Genomic DNA, 15326 nt, shown 5'->3' with positions numbered 1-15326 from the left:
GTGGCGGCCGGCATCGCGGCCTCGGACCCCACTCCGGGTGGGGTCGGCACGGTCACCGAACGCGTCGTCGACATCGACGGCATCCCCATGTCGGCGTTGTGCGCCGAGGTCGCCGAACCGCGCGCCGTCGTGGTCGCGTTGCACGGCGGCGCAACCACTTCGCGGTACTTCGACCTGCCGGGCAGACCCGAACTGTCCTTGTTGCGCGCCGGCGCCGCTCTCGGTTACACCGTGCTGGCGCCGGACCGGCCCGGCTACGGTGCGTCGGCGCCGTTCGGGGACGAGTTCGACGATCCGGCGCGCCGCGTCGACGCGTGCTACGCGACCGTCGACGCCCTGCTCGGGGCGTCGCCGCGCGGCGCGGGCACATTCCTGCTGGCGCACTCGGCCGGGTGCGACCTCGGTGCCCGCATGGCCGCGGATCCGCGCGGCGCGCGGCTGCTCGGGCTGGAACTGGCCGGGACCGGCACCGTGAAATACGCCGACGCCGAACGACTGATCACGGCGATGCGCAGCCTCGGCGACCGCGGGACCATCCGGGATCTGCTCTGGTACCCCGAGCACCTGTACCCGGAGGAGGTGCGCGGCGGTCGGTCGCTCTCGTCGCGCACCCCTCGATACGAGGCGACGGTCGCGGTCCGGTGGCCGATGAAGTTCCCGGTGCTGTCCCCGGACATCCGAATTCCGGTGCGGCTCAGCCACGCCGAACACGAACGGGTGTGGCGGACCGACCCGGACACACTCGACGCGATCGCGCGGGGCTTCACGTCGTCGCCGCGGCTGGTGTGGTACCGGCAGGCCGCGAGCGGACACAACATGAGTGTCGGGTTCGCCGCGGGTGCCTATCACCGGAGTGTGCTGGCATTCGTGGAGGAGTGCGCGCTCGCAACCGAACGTCCGTCCGCGTGACATCTGGAGGTGCTGTGAAGGTCCCGTTCACCTGGAAGGTCACCGGGTGGTTCATGGTGGGCTGGTCGGCGGAATTCCCCGTGAGGGAGGTGCGGCCGCTGAAGTACTTCGGCGAGGACCTGGTCGCCTACCGCGACGAGTCCGGTGCGATGCACATCCTCACCGGCCACTGCCGGCACCTGGGGGCGCACATCGGCTACGGCGGCACGGTGGTGGGGGACTGCGTCGAATGTCCGTTCCACGGCTGGCGCTGGGGACCCGACGGCACCAACCGCGCCATCCCGGGCGAGAATCGCACGCGGCCCACGGTGCGGCTGCGGGTGTATCCGGTGGTCGAACACGACGGCTGCGTGTTCATGTGGCACCACCCGGACGGCGCCGCCCCGACCTGGGAGATGCCGGGGATCCTGGGGTTGTTCCCCGAGGTCGGGTCGGGTGAGTCGTCGGACTACTACCGCCCGTATCCGGAGTTCTCCCGCAAGACCGAACGCGAACCGGTGCATCCGCAGGTGGTGCTCGAGAACGGTCCCGACAGCCTGCACTTCCAGTACGTGCACGGCGCGACCGTCACCCCGCAGATGCTGGACTACAGCGCCTCGGACCACGCGTGGAAGTTCCTCACCGGCTGGTCCGACGCGCGCAGCGACGACCCGGAGAAGATGGCGCTGAAGATCCACGCGCACATGTTCGGGCTCGGCGGGTCGATCAGCGCGTTCGAGGGCTCGTCGAGGCATCGGCTGATCTTCGCGACCACACCGGTCGACGACGAAAGCTCGGATCTGTTCTATTCGATCTGGTGGCCCCGCAACCCCGGCGACGACGACGTGCCGCCGGCCGACGTCCGTGAACGCGTCGAACGCCAGTTCCTCGTCACCGTGTGGGAGGACCTGAGCATCTGGCGGCACCAGAAATATGTCGAACATCCGCCGCTGTCCCCGAAGGACGCGAAACCGTATCTCTCGCTGCGTAAGTGGGCGCAGCAGTTCTACGGTGTCCCACCGGTCGACGCCACCGCCTGACCTCCTGATCACGATCGCAGCGGGTGGTTCGGCAGCAGCACGCCGATGCCGAGCCGCAGTGTCGACGAGCGCGCCACCCAGCGGTGGGCCACCGGCCATCGAGGCTGCCATGACGACAGCAGCGTACCCGGAACAGCTGCCCTGTTCCCGCGGGAGAATGACGGCGCCGAGCAGGGCCACCGCGACGGTCACGACGCCGCTGATACCGATGCCCTGCAGGGCGCGGCCGGCGAACAGCACGGTCAGGGTCGGAGCGCAGGCCGAGACGAGGGAGCCGCCGATCAGCGTCAGCAGCGCCGGCTGAACGAGGCTCTTCGTCTGGCACGAGTAGTCGACTACGCGATTCGCCTTCGCGTCGGACCCCCGAGGGGCAAGTGCTCACAGCATGCCCTGTCAGATGCTCCGTCCGCGGTCGGACTGGGGAAGGTCGCGAAGATCGAACGGGGGTGCCATGAGTCCTGGTGGTCCACGCGAAGTCGGCGTGACGCCGACCGTAGCCGGTAGCGGAGTTCGCGCTACCGGCGGGTAAATATGGTTCTTGTGTTCTCGCACGTAGCCTGATACCCGAAGCAATACCGCACCCGGAGCACTTCGAAAAGCGGACCGAACTGACGTGGGAGACGAGACAAAAATGAGCGCCGATAAGCAGTCGACCATCATCTACACGTTGACCGACGAGGCACCGTTGCTCGCGACCTACGCCTTCCTGCCGATCGTGCGTACCTTCGCTGGTGCCGCGGGCATCGAAGTCGAGTCCAGCGACATCTCGGTGCCGGCGCGGATCCTGGCCGAGTTCCCCGACCACCTCACGGAAGAGCAGCGCGTACCGGACACCCTTGCCGAGCTGGGTCGTCTGACGCAACTGCCCGACACCAACATCATCAAACTGCCCAACATCAGCGCGTCGGTGCCGCAGCTCCTGGCCGCCATCAAGGAACTGCAGGACAAGGGCTACCAGGTCCCGGATTTCCCGCACGCCCCGAAGACGGAAGAGGAGCGTGCCATCCGGGAGCGCTACGGCAAGATCCTCGGTAGCGCGGTCAACCCGGTCCTGCGTGAGGGCAACTCCGATCGGCGCGCACCCCGGGCGGTGAAGGAGTACGCCCGTAAGCACCCGCACAGCATGGGCGAGTGGTCGATGGCCTCACGCAGCCACGTCGCGCACATGCGGCACGGCGACTTCTACCACGGCGAGAAGTCGATGACGCTGGACCGGCCGCGCAAGGTCCGGATGGAGCTGGTGACCGAGGGTGGCGAGACGATCGTCCTCAAGCCCGAGGTGGACCTGGGTGAGGGCGACATCATGGACAGCATGTTCATGAGCAAGAAGGCGTTGCTCGACTTCTACGAGGAGCAGATGGAGGATGCCCGCAAGACGGGCGTGATGTTCTCCCTCCACGTCAAGGCGACGATGATGAAGGTCTCGCACCCCATCGTCTTCGGCCACGCGGTGAAGACCTTCTACAAGGACGCCTTCGCCAAGCATCAGAAGCTGTTCGACGAACTGGGCGTCAACGTCAACAACGGTCTCGGCGACCTGTACGACAAGATCGAGACGCTGCCCAGTACGCAGCGGGACGAAATCAAGCAGGACCTGCACAAATGCCATGAGCACCGTCCCGAGTTGGCCATGGTCGATTCCGCCCGCGGCATCTCGAACTTCCATTCACCCAGCGATGTCATCGTGGATGCCTCGATGCCCGCTATGATCCGCTCGGGCGGCAAGATGTACGGCGCCGACGGAAGACCCAAGGACGTGAAAGCGGTAATGCCGGAGTCCACTTTCGCGCGCATCTACCAGGAGATCATCAACTTCTGTAAGACCAACGGCGCGTTCGACCCGACGACCATGGGCACCGTCCCCAACGTCGGGCTCATGGCGCAGAAGGCCGAGGAGTACGGCTCGCATGACAAGACCTTCGAAGTTCCGGAGGAGGGCGAGGCCAACTTCGTCGATGTCGACACCGGTGAGGTGCTGCTGACCCAGCACGTCGAGGCGGGTGACATCTGGCGCATGTGCACCGTCAAGGACGCGCCGGTCCGCGACTGGGTCAAGCTCGCGGTCACCCGGGCACGCAACTCCGGTATGCCGGTCCTGTTCTGGCTCGACCCGTACCGCCCGCACGAGAACGAGTTGATCAAGAAGGTCGAGCTGTACCTGCAGGATCATGACACCGAGGGCCTCGACATCCAGATCATGTCGCAGGTGCGCTCGATGCGATACACGCTGGAGCGGCTGATCCGCGGGCTGGACACCATCGCCGCGACCGGCAACATCCTGCGCGACTACCTCACCGACCTGTTCCCGATCCTCGAACTGGGTACGAGCGCCAAGATGCTGTCGATCGTGCCGCTGATGGCGGGCGGCGGCCTGTACGAGACGGGCGCAGGCGGGTCGGCGCCCAAGCACGTCAAGCAGTTGGTGGAGGAGAACCACCTGCGCTGGGATTCGCTCGGTGAGTTCCTGGCGTTGGCCGTAAGCCTGGAGGACCTCGGGCTCAAGGCTGGCAACGAGCGCGCCAAGATCCTGGCAAAGACGCTCGATGCAGCGACCGGCAAGCTGCTGGAGACGAACAAGAGCCCGTCGCGCAAGACCGGCGAGCTCGACAACCGGGGCAGCCAGTTCTACCTCGCGATGTACTGGGCGCAGGAGCTTGCCGCGCAGACCGAGGACCAGGAACTCGCGGAACAATTCGCCCCGCTGGCCGAGGCGCTGGCCAGGGACGAGGACACGATCGTACGGGAGCTGATCGAGGTGCAGGGCGCGCCGGTTGACATCGGCGGCTACTACAAGCCGGACAGTGTCAAGACCGCGGCCGTGATGCGGCCGAGTAAGACCTTGAACACCGCGCTTGCGGCCGTCAACCGCTGATATGTAGAGAAGTCTGTCGAGAAGGCAGAGTGAGGCGCCTCCGGGGAGCGACCCTGGAGGCGCCTCTGCGCTTCGTCGAGGGAGTCCTGTGGTGAGCGTGTCGACAAGCGACGCGCGGTCAGACGGGGGTCCCTCCCGCTTGCGGGGTGAATATACGCGGGTTGGCTGCCGCAGGACGGTTTTCCGGCTGGATCACATCCGCGTGCCCAGAGACGAGAGTCGGTCCGAACAGGCCTGCTCATAGCGGTGTCGCGGGTCGATCCACGCGCTGTCACCACCGGACTCGCCGGCGAAGCAGATCAGGGGGTGAGCATCAGCAGTCCATCACCGCCAACGACCAGCACCAGCCCGCGAACTCCCGGGCGATCGCCACGTTCGCGATCACGGGTCGTTTGCGGCGTTCGAGAAAACCCACCCACCGCTGATGCAGCCGGCGATTCCCTTCGTCGCCGCGGGCGCGAGCCGCGGCCGGGGCCTGATCCCAGCGGGACCGCATCACTGCCCGACGTGATACCGCGGCCGGTGATGCCAGGCAGCCTCCACCAACAGCCGACGGGCATGGGTGTTGCCGGTCTTGGTGATCGACCCTTGATTCCGCGAGATCCCGGACGAGTACTCCGAGGGCACCAAGCCGACGAACGCCTTTGCGTCGATCACGGCGGGAAAGTGCTGACAGCGCGCTCTGTTCAGATCCTCCCCTCGGAGCTCAGACTGGGAAGGTCGCAAAGATCGGATTGGGGGTGTCATGAGTCCTGGTGGTCCACGCGAAGTCGGCGCGGCGCCGACAGTGGCCGACATCGATGCGATCGCCGGACAGGCCGAGCCGATCATCCGCAACCTGTGGATCACCCACGCCTACCAGCTGCTGTCGCGCTCGCTCGCTTCACGGACCGGTGGTCACGCGAATTGGTGCACGTTCGCCGTGTGGGCGTCCAAGCAGGTGGGGCGGACGATTCGGCAGGAAGACCTGACGCATGCCCTGGAACGATCGCTTGCCGCGTCACCCGAGGTGGACGCCGGGATCGATCTGGTGGTTCGGGGTCTGCGGCGGGCGTTCCCGGGACACCCGGTGGTCGAACAGGCGGTGCGCACGGTGATCGTGCGGGCGGCACGCCTGGACGAAGTCAGCGCTGCCACGGCGCGGGGCAATCTGAAGGTGTTCGCGGAGATCGCCCGCGAGTTCGCCCGTTTCCTGGCCGAGTTCGCGCAGGACACGGTGCTCGACGAGCAGCGGATCGCGGACTTCTGCGCCACGCTGCGGCCGGGGGAACCACCCGACGGGCAGGACTACCTGCGCCGGGCATTCACGCGGTATTACCGGGCGATCTTCAGCACCGACGAGAAGCAGCGCGCCGAGCTGCTGCTCCTGGCCAACCTCGAGATCGGCCTGCACGAACAAACCCGGCTGCAACCGGAGATCACCGCGGCGTTGGAGGCGCCCATCCTGGATCCGCGGGACCTGGAACGCCGGCTGCTGGATCTGTTGTTGCCGGACAACCCGATTCTGAAGTGGCCCCGCCTGGCCCTGCTGACCGTCCTCGGCCGGCGCACACCGGTACGCCTGGCAGCGGAGCAGTTGACCGAGCATGTCCGCCGCTTGGTGCGCCGCGCCGTCACCGAGCACCTGATGGTCCTGTCTCTGCCGGACGGCGGGGTGCTCGACCTGTCCGAGGACCTGCCGGCGACGTTCCCGCCCCTGCTGGCGGAACTGGTCGACCCCGAACTTCGGGCCTTCCTCGCCCGAGTGGACCCGAGCCCCGACAGTGTGCGGGACACCGCCGTTCGCGACTGGTCCGACCTTCCGGACCGGATGCACTACATCACGGACCTGTTCCGTTGTTACGCCCAGCGCGCCGACCTGCTCGATCCACCGTTCACCGCGGATCAGGTCGCGGACTTCACCGCGGGCCGCCTGCCGTCCGGTCGTCTCTGACGGCCGTCGCGGGGTGACCGGCCTCTTGTGTTGTTCAGGTCGTGTCGATCCCGAGCGGGACGCCGTCTTGTACAGTCGCTGCACGATCTCGGGCGCCGTTCCTCGAACGCCCGAACGGCGCCGGCGCAGGAGGTTCGGTTCGGATGAGTGAGCACAGGGTTCGTATCGACGTCGACGAACTCGGGGTCGCGACAGTGACCCTGGATCGAGCCGAGAAGCACAACGCCCTGGATTCGGCGATGTTCGATGCGCTGGTCGACGCCACCGCGCGACTTGCCGTCGACCGCAGGGTCCGCGCCGTGGTGTTGCACGGTGCCGGCAAGAGCTTCTGTTCGGGCCTCGACATCACCGGTCTCGCGGATCGGAAAGGCATGGGGCCGCGGGATCTGCTGGCGCGTGAGGACGGTCAGGTCGCCGGCCACGGACAGCGTGCGGCCTACGGCTGGTCCCGTGTTCCGGCCCCGGTGATTGCCGCGATCACCGGCAATTGCTTCGGCGGTGGACTGCAGATCGCGCTCGGCGCCGACATCCGATTCGCGACCCCGGACGCACGGCTGTCGATCATGGAGGTCAAGTGGGGCCTCGTTCCCGACATGGGCATCACGCAGAGCCTGCCGCGACTCGTCGGCCTCGACGTCGCCAAGGAACTGACCTTCACCGGGCGGATCATCACGGGTGCCGAGGCGAAGAAGCTCGGCCTCGTCACCCACGTCGTCGACGACCCGCTCGCCGCGGCATCGGAGCTGGCGCGCGAGATCGCCGGGAAGTCCCCCCACGCGGTCCAGGCCGCCAAACGTCTCTACGAGGAGACCTGGACCGGATCGGATCAGGCGTCCGCTCTGATGCTCGAAAGCACGCTGCAGGTCGAGCTGATGGGGTCGCCCAACCAGGTCGAGGCGGTCACCGCGGGGACGGCCGGGCGGGCACCCGCCTTCGTGGACCCGGACTGACCTCGGTCGGATCGCGGTTCAGATTTCGACCGCGGCCCCGCAGATGCCGCACTGCTCCAGGTGCCGGCGCTTCCAGCGCGCAATGGGAACGAAGAACAGGGTGAACTGCTGGAATTCCCGGATCCGTGCCCATTGCGTGGTGTTGTTGCAGCGCGGGCAGGTTCGGATCTGTCCTGGGCCGAGGTTCTGCCGCTTGGTGCCGAATCCGAACAGAAGGAACATCGCCCGAGCATAGAGCGACGCTCACACGAACCGGAACAGCGGCGGAATCGCGACCGCCGCGAGCACCGCCCACCCGCAGTAGACGGGGAGATACCGGGTCTGCCACCGTTCGACCGCGGAGAAACCGGAACGCCCCCGGAGAAACGCGACACCGAGCCGAGCGGCCCACACCAGGTTCACCATCAGCACGAGGTTCAGACCGAGCGCGGTGACCTTGTTCGCGGTGAAGCCGAACTCGGCGATGCGCGTGGCCATCGCGGTGAGCATCAGCAGGTCGACGGCGAGCGCCGCCGCGATCAGCACGACCTGCAGCAGATCGAACACGTTCGGTGCGGCGTGCGGGTCCCGGGCCGAGATCGAGTACAGCAGCAGCCCGATCACGAGCACGAGGATCAGATCCATGAGGATCAGCAGGTCGCGATCGACGGTGACGACACTGCGGGACGCGATCACCGCGACGAACAGCGCGGCCAGCATGACGATCGTGATCGGTGTGAACACCCGGGTGAGGACGGGCGCGATGTTCTCGACGACCTCCTGTTTCGCCTCCACGAGCCAGGCTGCGACGACGATCGCACCCGCCGGGCCGAACGGGAGGATCCATTGTTCGAAGAACGGTTCGACGTCGATCCCGAGGGCGTTGAAGGCTCCCGCCGTCAACCCCATCAGGACGCCGCCACCGAGGGCGAGCAACGCCAGATACACCGCCCATTCCCCGGTGAAGCGCACGAAGTCCATGCGCCGGCGGTGCGATCGCCAATCACCTCCGACGTAGGCTGCCCCGACCACGAACCACAGGGCGACGGGGGCGTGGATCGCTGCGATGATCTCGGTGACACCACCCGGCTCGAAGGGGAACACGTTGAGCACGACCGCAGCAGCGCCGAACGGGAGGGCCAGTGCCGCGGTCTTTCGCGGGCCCATGTCGCGCTTCCACGCGAAATACAGGGTGAGGAACGGCAGGACGAGCAGTGCGGCGTTGCGTACGAGTGCCGAGTCCGTCAGCCACTCGACTCCGGCCCGGACCGCGAGTCCGGCGCCGAGTGCGCACGCGAGCACGACCGCGAGCTCCCTGGGGCGGCGCAGAGCGCCGGATTCGTGACCGGCGTCCCTGGTGAGGACGAGTTGCTTCCACAGGCGGTCGTAATGCTCCTGGGCGAACTCCCGGGAGATCTCGTCGACACTACCCATCCGGCCGACCGCGACCAGAAACGCCTCGTCGGCGGTCAGTCCGACCGAGACGAGGTCCGAGATCTGTTCCCTCAGATGATCTTCCATCTCGTCGATGTCCGAGGGTGAGATCACCCGATGGCCCGAGACGTAACTGCGCCAGCCGGCGATGCGGGATTCGAGATGTGCGTCGAGGGTCATCACGACCACCCCGGCGCGGCCGCAGGAGGCAACTGGGCCGACTGCCACACCTGCTGCAGTGCGTCGGCGACGACGGTCCACTGCGCCGCTCGTTCGGCGAGCACGCCGCGGCCGGCGTCGGTGATGGCGTAGTGCTTGCGGCGTCGCCCGTTCTCGGCGACGCGCCAGGTGGCGGACACGTGTCCCGCCCGCTCCAGGCGGTGCAGGAGCGGATACAGCATCCCGTCCGTCCACTGCATCTGCCCTTGTGACAATTCGTTGACGCGTTTGATGATCGCGTACCCGTACGACTCGCCTTCGGCGAGGATGCCGAGCACGAGCGGGGTGGCCGAGGCGGCCACCAGATCTTTCTCGATGAACATGTCGCCCTCATACCTAGCGGTGCTATGGATAACGGTGACCCTAGCAGATCTAGGTATGAGGAACGAGCCTTCGCAAGCGAAGGGGTCACAGTGCCGGTCAGGACGCGGTGTGCGCGGTGGCCGCCTTGATCTGTGCCTGGAACGCCGTCAGCTTGTCCTCGGCGGGCGTGTGCTTGTGACTGCGCGGCTGGATGCTCACGTCGTGCCCGGCGGCTGCGGCGCGCAGCGCGCCGACCGTCGCCTGTTCGCGCGGGACGTGCGTGAACGGATCGAACGAGTACCAGCGCATCGCGTTCAGGTGCGTCATCTTGTCGATCTCGTCGTCGGGCACGTTCTCGCGCACGAGCACCGACGAGAGAACCTCGGGGGCGTCGGGCCACATCGAGTCGCTGTGCGGGTAGTCGCACTCCCACGAGATGTTGTCGATCCCGATGTCGTGGCGCAGCCGCACCCCGACCGGATCGCTGATGAAGCAGGTGAGGAAGTGCTCGCGGAACACCTCGCTGGGCAGCTTGCCGCCGAAGTCCTGCAGGGTCCACGTGGAGTGCATCTCGTAGGTCCGGTCCAGGCGTTCGAGGAAGTAGGGGATCCACCCGGTGCCGCCCTCGGACAGCGCGATCTTCAGGTCCGGGTAGTCCTTGACCGGCCGGGACCACAGCAGATCGGCCGCGGCCTGTACGATGTTCATCGGCTGCAGCGTGATCATCACGTCCGGTGGGGAATCGACGGCCGGGATCGACAGCCGTCCCGACGACCCGATGTGCACGCTGAGCACGGTGTCGGTGTCGACGAGCGCCTTCCACAGCGGATTCCAGAACGGGTCGTGGAAGCTCGGGTAGCCGAGCGCGGCCGGGTTCTCGGTGAAGGTGAGCGAGTGGACGCCCTTCTCGGCGCAGCGCCGCACCTCGGCGGCGCACAGTTCGGCGTCCCAGATCACCGGCAGCGCCATCGGAATGAACCGGCCCGGATACGCGCCGCACCATTCGTCGATGTGCCAGTCGTTGTAGGCGCGCACCAGCGCGAGCGAGAAGTCCGGGTCCTCGGTGGCGAACAACCGGCCGGCGAAGCCGGGGAAGGACGGGAAGTTCATCGACGCGAGGATGCCGCCGGCGTTCATGTCCTTGATGCGTTCGTGCACGTCGTAGCAGCCGGGCCGGATCTCGTCGAGTCCGTCCGGTTCGAGCCCGTATTCCTCCTTGGGGCGGCCGGCGACCGCGTTGAGCGCGACGTTGGGCACCACGGTGTCCCGGAACTTCCACATGTCGGCGCCGTCCGGGGTGTGGACGAGCTTCGGGGCGTCGGCGGCGTACTTCTTCGGCAGGTGGTTGTCGAACATGTCGGGTGGCTCGATGATGTGATCGTCCACGCTGATCAGGATCATGTCGTTCTTGTTCACGTCGACGCTCCTCAGCGGAAGATATTGGGGGACAGGTGGTTCAGTAGGCCATGAAGAGAATCTGCTCGCGGTCGTAGTCGTGCCCGGGATGCTGCTCGGCCAGATGCCTGCGTGCGTTCTCGACGAGTTCGTCCTCGTCGGCGCCGGTGAGGTACTCCCCGCAAGGGCAGGTGAGATGTCGTTTCACAGCACGGCTCCGGCTTCCTTGGCGGCGATGATGGCGTCCCAGTCGAAACCGAGTTCGAGCAGGATATCCTCGGTGTGTTCGCCGTATTCGGGGGCGCGGCGCGGTGGCGGCGGAGTCTCGTCGAACTGGACGGGTGCGGCGGCGGTGCGGTATTCGCGGCCCGCGGCGTCCGTGACGGTCATGAGATAGCCGTTCGCGACGACCTGCGGATCCGAGAGCACCTCCTTCGGGCTCGCGAGGGTCGCCCACACGCCCGGTTCGTCGGCGAGGATCTTCTGCCAGTCGGCGAGGTCGCGTTCGGCGAAGGTGTGGCGCAGTTCCGCGGTCGCGGTTTCCTTGTTGGCGACCAGATTCGCCAGCGGCACGAACCGTTCGTCGGTGGCCATGTCGGGTCGGCCGATGCGTTCGCAGAAGCCCTTCCAGTACCGGTCGGCCTGCAGGAACACCAGCTGGATCCACCGGCCGTCGCGGGTGCGGTAGCGGTTGACGGCGGGATTCGGTGCCGTGCCCGCATTGCCCACCGGGATCCGGTCGATGCCGTAGTAGTCCGCCGCGGCGATGTCCGGCGCCATCGCCCAAACACCCTGGGACAGAAGGGAACTGTCCACGACTGGAGCGTGGCCGGTGGTGGCCCGGTGGAACAGGGCGGCGGCGATCCCGCCGGCGAGGGTGATGCCGCCCTGCAGGTCGCCGAACGCGGGGGTCTGCGTCACCGGGTATTCGGCATCCGGTGGGGTCAGGGCGTAGGCGACGGCGCCGCGGGCGAGGTAGCTGGCGGCGTCGAAGCCGCCGCGGTCGCGTTCGGGTCCGCGGCTGCCCTGGCCGCTGCCGCGCGCGACGATGACGTTCGGGTTGAACTCGCGGATGCGTTCGACGGACAGGTCGGCGCGCTCGAGTGCGGCGGGCAGCCAGTTGGTGAGGAACACGTCGGCACGTTCGATCAGGCGCCGCAGGATGTCCCGGCCCCGTTCGGATTTGATGTCCACGCCGATGCTGCGTTTGCCGTGGTTCCCGAGTTCCATCATGAAGTTCGCGTCGACCCGCGACTGCGCCGGGTCGAGACCGCCGATGTTCAGGTAGCGGCACGGATCGCCGCCGCGCGTGTCCTCGATCTTGACGACCTCCGCCCCCCAATCGCTCAGCGCCGCACCGGCGCTGGGGACGTATGTCCACGATGCCAACTCGACGATGCGAATGCCCTGGAGCAGACCCGACATCGGTTCCCCTTCCGATTCCCGACGGTGTGTTGAGGAACTATACGGTAACGGTTACAGTTAATCATCCAGGATGGCGAACGGGGGGTACGTGAGCGAAATCGGGACGCGGATCGCACCACAGCCGGAGCGGCATTCTCGGGTGGCCGAACGCGCCGAACGCCGGATGCTCGTCGACGGCACCCTGGTCGATGCCGCCTCCGGCGCCGTCTACGACAACCTCGACCCCGCCACCGGCCGGGTGCTCGGCACCACCGCGGCGGCCGGACCCGAGGACATGCATCGCGCGATCGCCGCCGCGCGCCGGGCCTTCGACGAAACCGACAGGTCCACCAACCGGTCCCTGCGCGCCCGGTGCCTCGACCAGCTCCAGACCGGACTCGAAGCCGAACACGACGACCTGCGCGACGAACTCGTCGCCGAGGCCGGTTGCCCGGTCATGACCACCGGCACCGCGCAGCTGGACTGGCCGCTGGCCGAGGCGCTGCGCTACCCGGCACGTCTGATCGACGACTACCCCTGGGAACGCGTCCTCGACGGCGGCGGTCTGTTCGGTTCCCGAAACGTGCGGACCGTGGTGCAGGAACCGGTCGGGGTGGTCGCGACCATCACCCCGTCCAACTTCCCGATCGAGGTGATCCTCAACAAGCTCGGTCCGGCGCTCGCCGCCGGCAACACCGTCGTCCTCAAACCGGATCCGCACACACCGTGGAACGCCACCCGGATCGGGCGGATCATCGCCGAGCGCACCGACATTCCCGCCGGTGTCGTCAACGTCGTCACCACCGACTCGACCGAGGTCGCCGCGCTGCCGGTCGCCGACCCGCGCGTCGACCTGATCTCCTTCACCGGTTCCACCGCCGTCGGCCGCACCATCGTGCGCGACGGCGCGGCCACCATGAAACGCAACTTCCTGGAACTGGGCGGCAAATCCGCGCTCATCGTCCTCGACGACGCCGATCCTGCCGCGGCGCTGCGCAGCGCGGTGGGCGTGTGTGTGCACGCCGGTCAGGCGTGCGCGGCAACCAGCCGCATGCTCGTGCACCGCTCGTTGTTCGACGACCTGGTCGAGAACGTGGCCGCGATGTTCGCGTCGGTGCCGGTGGGTGATCCGGCACTGCCCGACACGCTGGTCGGTCCCGTCGTCAGCGCCGCCCAGCGTGCCCGCGTGCTCGACGCGTGCGATCGCGCGGTCGGCGACGGGGCGCGGATCGTCACCGGCGGGGGAGCGGTGTGCGACCTGCCGCCGCACCTGGCGGGCGGTTTCTTCGTCGAACCGACCGTGTTCGTGTGCGAGGACCAGAGCCTGGCGATCACACGCGAGGAGATCTTCGGGCCGGTGCTGGTGATGATCCCGTTCGCCGACGACGACGAAGCGGTTCGTCTGGCCAACGACAGCGACTACGGTCTGGCCGGGGCGGTGCTGTCGGGGTCCACCGAGCGCGGCATGGCCGTCGCGCGGCGCATCCGGACCGGTGCGATCGGCGTCAACGGCGGAATGTTCTACGGCGCCGACGCACCGTTCGGCGGCTACAAGAACAGCGGTGTCGGACGCCAGTGCGGCCTCGAAGGATTCCAGCAATACCTCGAAACGAAAACGATCGGTTGTCGCATGCCGCGTCAGTGACCAGCAGAAGCAGTGAACGTCAATCGCCGACCCGTCGGCACGTCACCGAAGGACGAAATTCATGGTCGAATCCGTCATCGTCGGCGCCACCCGCACCGCGATCGCCCGGTCCTTCAAGGGAGCGCTGGTCGACGTACCGGCGGAAACCCTCGCCGAGACCGTCCTGACCGAGACGGTGCGCCGCGCCCGCATCGACCCGTCCCACGTCGACGACGTCATCTTCGCCGAATTGAACTACGGCGGTGGCGATCTCGCGCGCTACGCGGCGGTGGCCGCGGGGATGACCACGGTGCCCGGGCAGGCCGTCAACCGGCACTGCGCCGGCAGCCTGACCGCCATCTCGAACGCGGCCGCGCACATCGGGGTCGGCATGGAACGGGTGATCGTGGCCGGTGGTGTGCAGTCCCTGTCGACCTCGCCGATCATGAAGTGGCGCGTGCCGGGGGCCGACATGGAGTTCCGGGAGCCGTGGATGCCACCGTCGCACCCGGAAACACCGGACGCACCGACCCTCGACATGGCGATCACCGTCGGCTGGAACACCGCGCAGGCGGCCGGGATCAGCCGAGAGGAGATGGACGCCTGGGCCGAACGTTCGCATCGTCGTGCCGTCGCCGCGATCGACACCGGCAAGTTCGTCGACGAGATCGTGCCGATCAAGGTGCAGCGGCCCGACGGTTCGGTGCTGGACTTCGCGGTCGACGAACATCCGCGCCGCGACACCACCCTCGAACGCCTCGCGTCGCTGCCGGTGCTGCACCCGGAGATCGAGGGCTTCTCCATCACCGCCGGTAACAGCAGCGGTATCAACGACGCCGCGGCCGCGGTGACGCTGGTCGCCGGAGACTACGCCGTCTCCGAGGGGCTCGAGGTGCTCGGCACGGTCCGGGCGTGGGCGAATGCGGCCCTGGCTCCGCGGGACACCGGACTCGGCGCGGTCGCGGTGATCGGCAAGGTCCTCGACCGGGCGGGATTGGCCGCCTCGGATGTGACGCTGTGGGAGATCAACGAAGCGTTCGCGTCGGTTCCGATCGCCGCGTGCCGCGAGTACGGACTCGACGAGGAACGGGTGAACTTCTCCGGAAGCGGTTGCAGCCTCGGTCATCCCATCTCCGCGTCCGGGGCCCGCATGGTCACCACCCTGCTCTACGAACTGCGGCGCCGCGGCGGCGGAATCGGTGTCGCCGCGATGTGTGCCGGCGGCGGGCAGGGCGGCGCGGTCGTCGTCGAGGCCTGAGAAAGCCCACGAAATTCTTCGCCACGA

The 15326-nt window shown here is 67.5% G+C and carries 14 protein-coding genes and 1 pseudogene; 7 read left to right on the top strand and 8 right to left on the bottom strand.

Features of this window, described 5'->3' with window-relative positions; all coding sequences use genetic code 11:
- The 3 genes from M1M07_RS12725 to M1M07_RS12715 all read left to right on the top strand — a co-directional run bounded on the left by M1M07_RS12725 (window position 1) and on the right by M1M07_RS12715 (window position 4800).
- Complete coding sequence (locus tag M1M07_RS12725; RefSeq protein ID WP_248674392.1) at window positions 1–909, top strand: alpha/beta hydrolase; 909 nt, start codon at window positions 1–3, stop codon at window positions 907–909.
- 14 nt (window positions 910–923) lie between these two features.
- The gene (locus M1M07_RS12720; protein ID WP_248674391.1) at window positions 924–1928 is read left to right on the top strand and encodes an aromatic ring-hydroxylating dioxygenase subunit alpha; all 1005 of its coding nucleotides are present in this window, start codon (window positions 924–926) and stop codon (window positions 1926–1928) included.
- A gap of 631 nt (window positions 1929–2559) precedes the next feature.
- On the top strand, window positions 2560–4800 hold the full coding sequence (locus M1M07_RS12715) for an NADP-dependent isocitrate dehydrogenase (RefSeq protein ID WP_197255697.1): 2241 nt from the start codon (window positions 2560–2562) through the stop codon (window positions 4798–4800).
- Window positions 4801–5113: 313 nt separating this feature from the next.
- Here M1M07_RS12715 and M1M07_RS12710 read toward each other — a convergent pair whose 3' ends face one another.
- Window positions 5114–5299, bottom strand: coding sequence for a hypothetical protein (locus M1M07_RS12710; RefSeq protein ID WP_231611375.1), 186 nt, complete (start codon window positions 5297–5299; stop codon window positions 5114–5116).
- Between the two features lie 32 nt (window positions 5300–5331).
- Window positions 5332–5442: pseudogene (locus M1M07_RS12705) on the bottom strand (transposase); the annotation flags it as partial.
- 145 nt (window positions 5443–5587) lie between these two features.
- Between M1M07_RS12705 and M1M07_RS12700 the strand changes: the two are divergent.
- The gene (locus M1M07_RS12700; RefSeq protein ID WP_248674390.1) at window positions 5588–6733 is read left to right on the top strand and encodes a hypothetical protein; all 1146 of its coding nucleotides are present in this window, start codon (window positions 5588–5590) and stop codon (window positions 6731–6733) included.
- A 143-nt stretch (window positions 6734–6876) separates the two neighbouring features.
- Window positions 6877–7683 (top strand): crotonase/enoyl-CoA hydratase family protein, encoded by an 807-nt coding sequence (locus M1M07_RS12695; protein WP_248674389.1) that lies wholly within the window; start codon window positions 6877–6879, stop codon window positions 7681–7683.
- A gap of 18 nt (window positions 7684–7701) precedes the next feature.
- Here M1M07_RS12695 and M1M07_RS12690 read toward each other — a convergent pair whose 3' ends face one another.
- The 6 genes from M1M07_RS12690 to M1M07_RS12665 all read right to left on the bottom strand — a co-directional run bounded on the left by M1M07_RS12690 (window position 7702) and on the right by M1M07_RS12665 (window position 12438).
- Window positions 7702–7905, bottom strand: coding sequence for a zinc-ribbon domain-containing protein (locus tag M1M07_RS12690; protein ID WP_197255691.1), 204 nt, complete (start codon window positions 7903–7905; stop codon window positions 7702–7704).
- A 21-nt stretch (window positions 7906–7926) separates the two neighbouring features.
- On the bottom strand, window positions 7927–9276 hold the full coding sequence (locus M1M07_RS12685) for a permease prefix domain 1-containing protein (RefSeq protein ID WP_248674388.1): 1350 nt from the start codon (window positions 9274–9276) through the stop codon (window positions 7927–7929).
- A complete protein-coding gene (locus M1M07_RS12680; protein ID WP_248674387.1) occupies window positions 9276–9638 on the bottom strand; it encodes a PadR family transcriptional regulator in 363 nt (120 codons plus the stop codon). Before M1M07_RS12680 ends, M1M07_RS12685 begins: the two co-directional genes overlap by 1 nt.
- Before the next feature lie 97 nt (window positions 9639–9735).
- A complete protein-coding gene (locus M1M07_RS12675) occupies window positions 9736–11034 on the bottom strand; it encodes an amidohydrolase family protein (protein WP_248674386.1) in 1299 nt (432 codons plus the stop codon).
- Between the two features lie 40 nt (window positions 11035–11074).
- The gene (locus M1M07_RS12670) at window positions 11075–11221 is read right to left on the bottom strand and encodes a DUF1059 domain-containing protein (protein ID WP_197255683.1); all 147 of its coding nucleotides are present in this window, start codon (window positions 11219–11221) and stop codon (window positions 11075–11077) included.
- The gene (locus M1M07_RS12665) at window positions 11218–12438 is read right to left on the bottom strand and encodes a CaiB/BaiF CoA-transferase family protein (RefSeq protein WP_248674385.1); all 1221 of its coding nucleotides are present in this window, start codon (window positions 12436–12438) and stop codon (window positions 11218–11220) included. The genes M1M07_RS12670 and M1M07_RS12665 overlap by 4 nt, the downstream gene beginning before the upstream one ends.
- A 163-nt stretch (window positions 12439–12601) precedes the next feature.
- Between M1M07_RS12665 and M1M07_RS12660 the strand changes: the two genes are divergently transcribed.
- Together M1M07_RS12660 and M1M07_RS12655 are read left to right on the top strand one after the other, a co-directional pair.
- Complete coding sequence (locus M1M07_RS12660; protein WP_248674432.1) at window positions 12602–14062, top strand: aldehyde dehydrogenase family protein; 1461 nt, start codon at window positions 12602–12604, stop codon at window positions 14060–14062.
- A gap of 61 nt (window positions 14063–14123) precedes the next feature.
- On the top strand, window positions 14124–15299 hold the full coding sequence (locus M1M07_RS12655) for a thiolase family protein (protein WP_248674384.1): 1176 nt from the start codon (window positions 14124–14126) through the stop codon (window positions 15297–15299).
- Window positions 15300–15326 lie beyond the last annotated feature (27 nt).

Source organism: Rhodococcus sp. HM1 (assembly GCF_023218075.1).
GTDB lineage: Bacteria > Actinomycetota > Actinomycetes > Mycobacteriales > Mycobacteriaceae > Rhodococcus.
This window is presented reverse-complemented; position numbering and strand designations above follow the sequence as displayed.

Bases quoted from the DNA above. Each gene is read 5' to 3' on its own strand.
- M1M07_RS12685 (WP_248674388.1), bottom strand. From the start codon at position 9,276: ATGACCCTCGACGCACATCTCGAATCCCGCATCGCCGGCTGGCGCAGT.
- M1M07_RS12690 (WP_197255691.1), bottom strand. From the start codon at position 7,905: ATGTTCCTTCTGTTCGGATTCGGCACCAAGCGGCAGAACCTCGGCCCA.
- M1M07_RS12680 (WP_248674387.1), bottom strand. From the start codon at position 9,638: ATGTTCATCGAGAAAGATCTGGTGGCCGCCTCGGCCACCCCGCTCGTG.
- M1M07_RS12665 (WP_248674385.1), bottom strand. From the start codon at position 12,438: ATGTCGGGTCTGCTCCAGGGCATTCGCATCGTCGAGTTGGCATCGTGG.
- M1M07_RS12715 (WP_197255697.1), top strand. From the start codon at position 2,560: ATGAGCGCCGATAAGCAGTCGACCATCATCTACACGTTGACCGACGAG.
- M1M07_RS12660 (WP_248674432.1), top strand. From the start codon at position 12,602: ATGCTCGTCGACGGCACCCTGGTCGATGCCGCCTCCGGCGCCGTCTAC.
- M1M07_RS12655 (WP_248674384.1), top strand. From the start codon at position 14,124: ATGGTCGAATCCGTCATCGTCGGCGCCACCCGCACCGCGATCGCCCGG.
- M1M07_RS12695 (WP_248674389.1), top strand. From the start codon at position 6,877: ATGAGTGAGCACAGGGTTCGTATCGACGTCGACGAACTCGGGGTCGCG.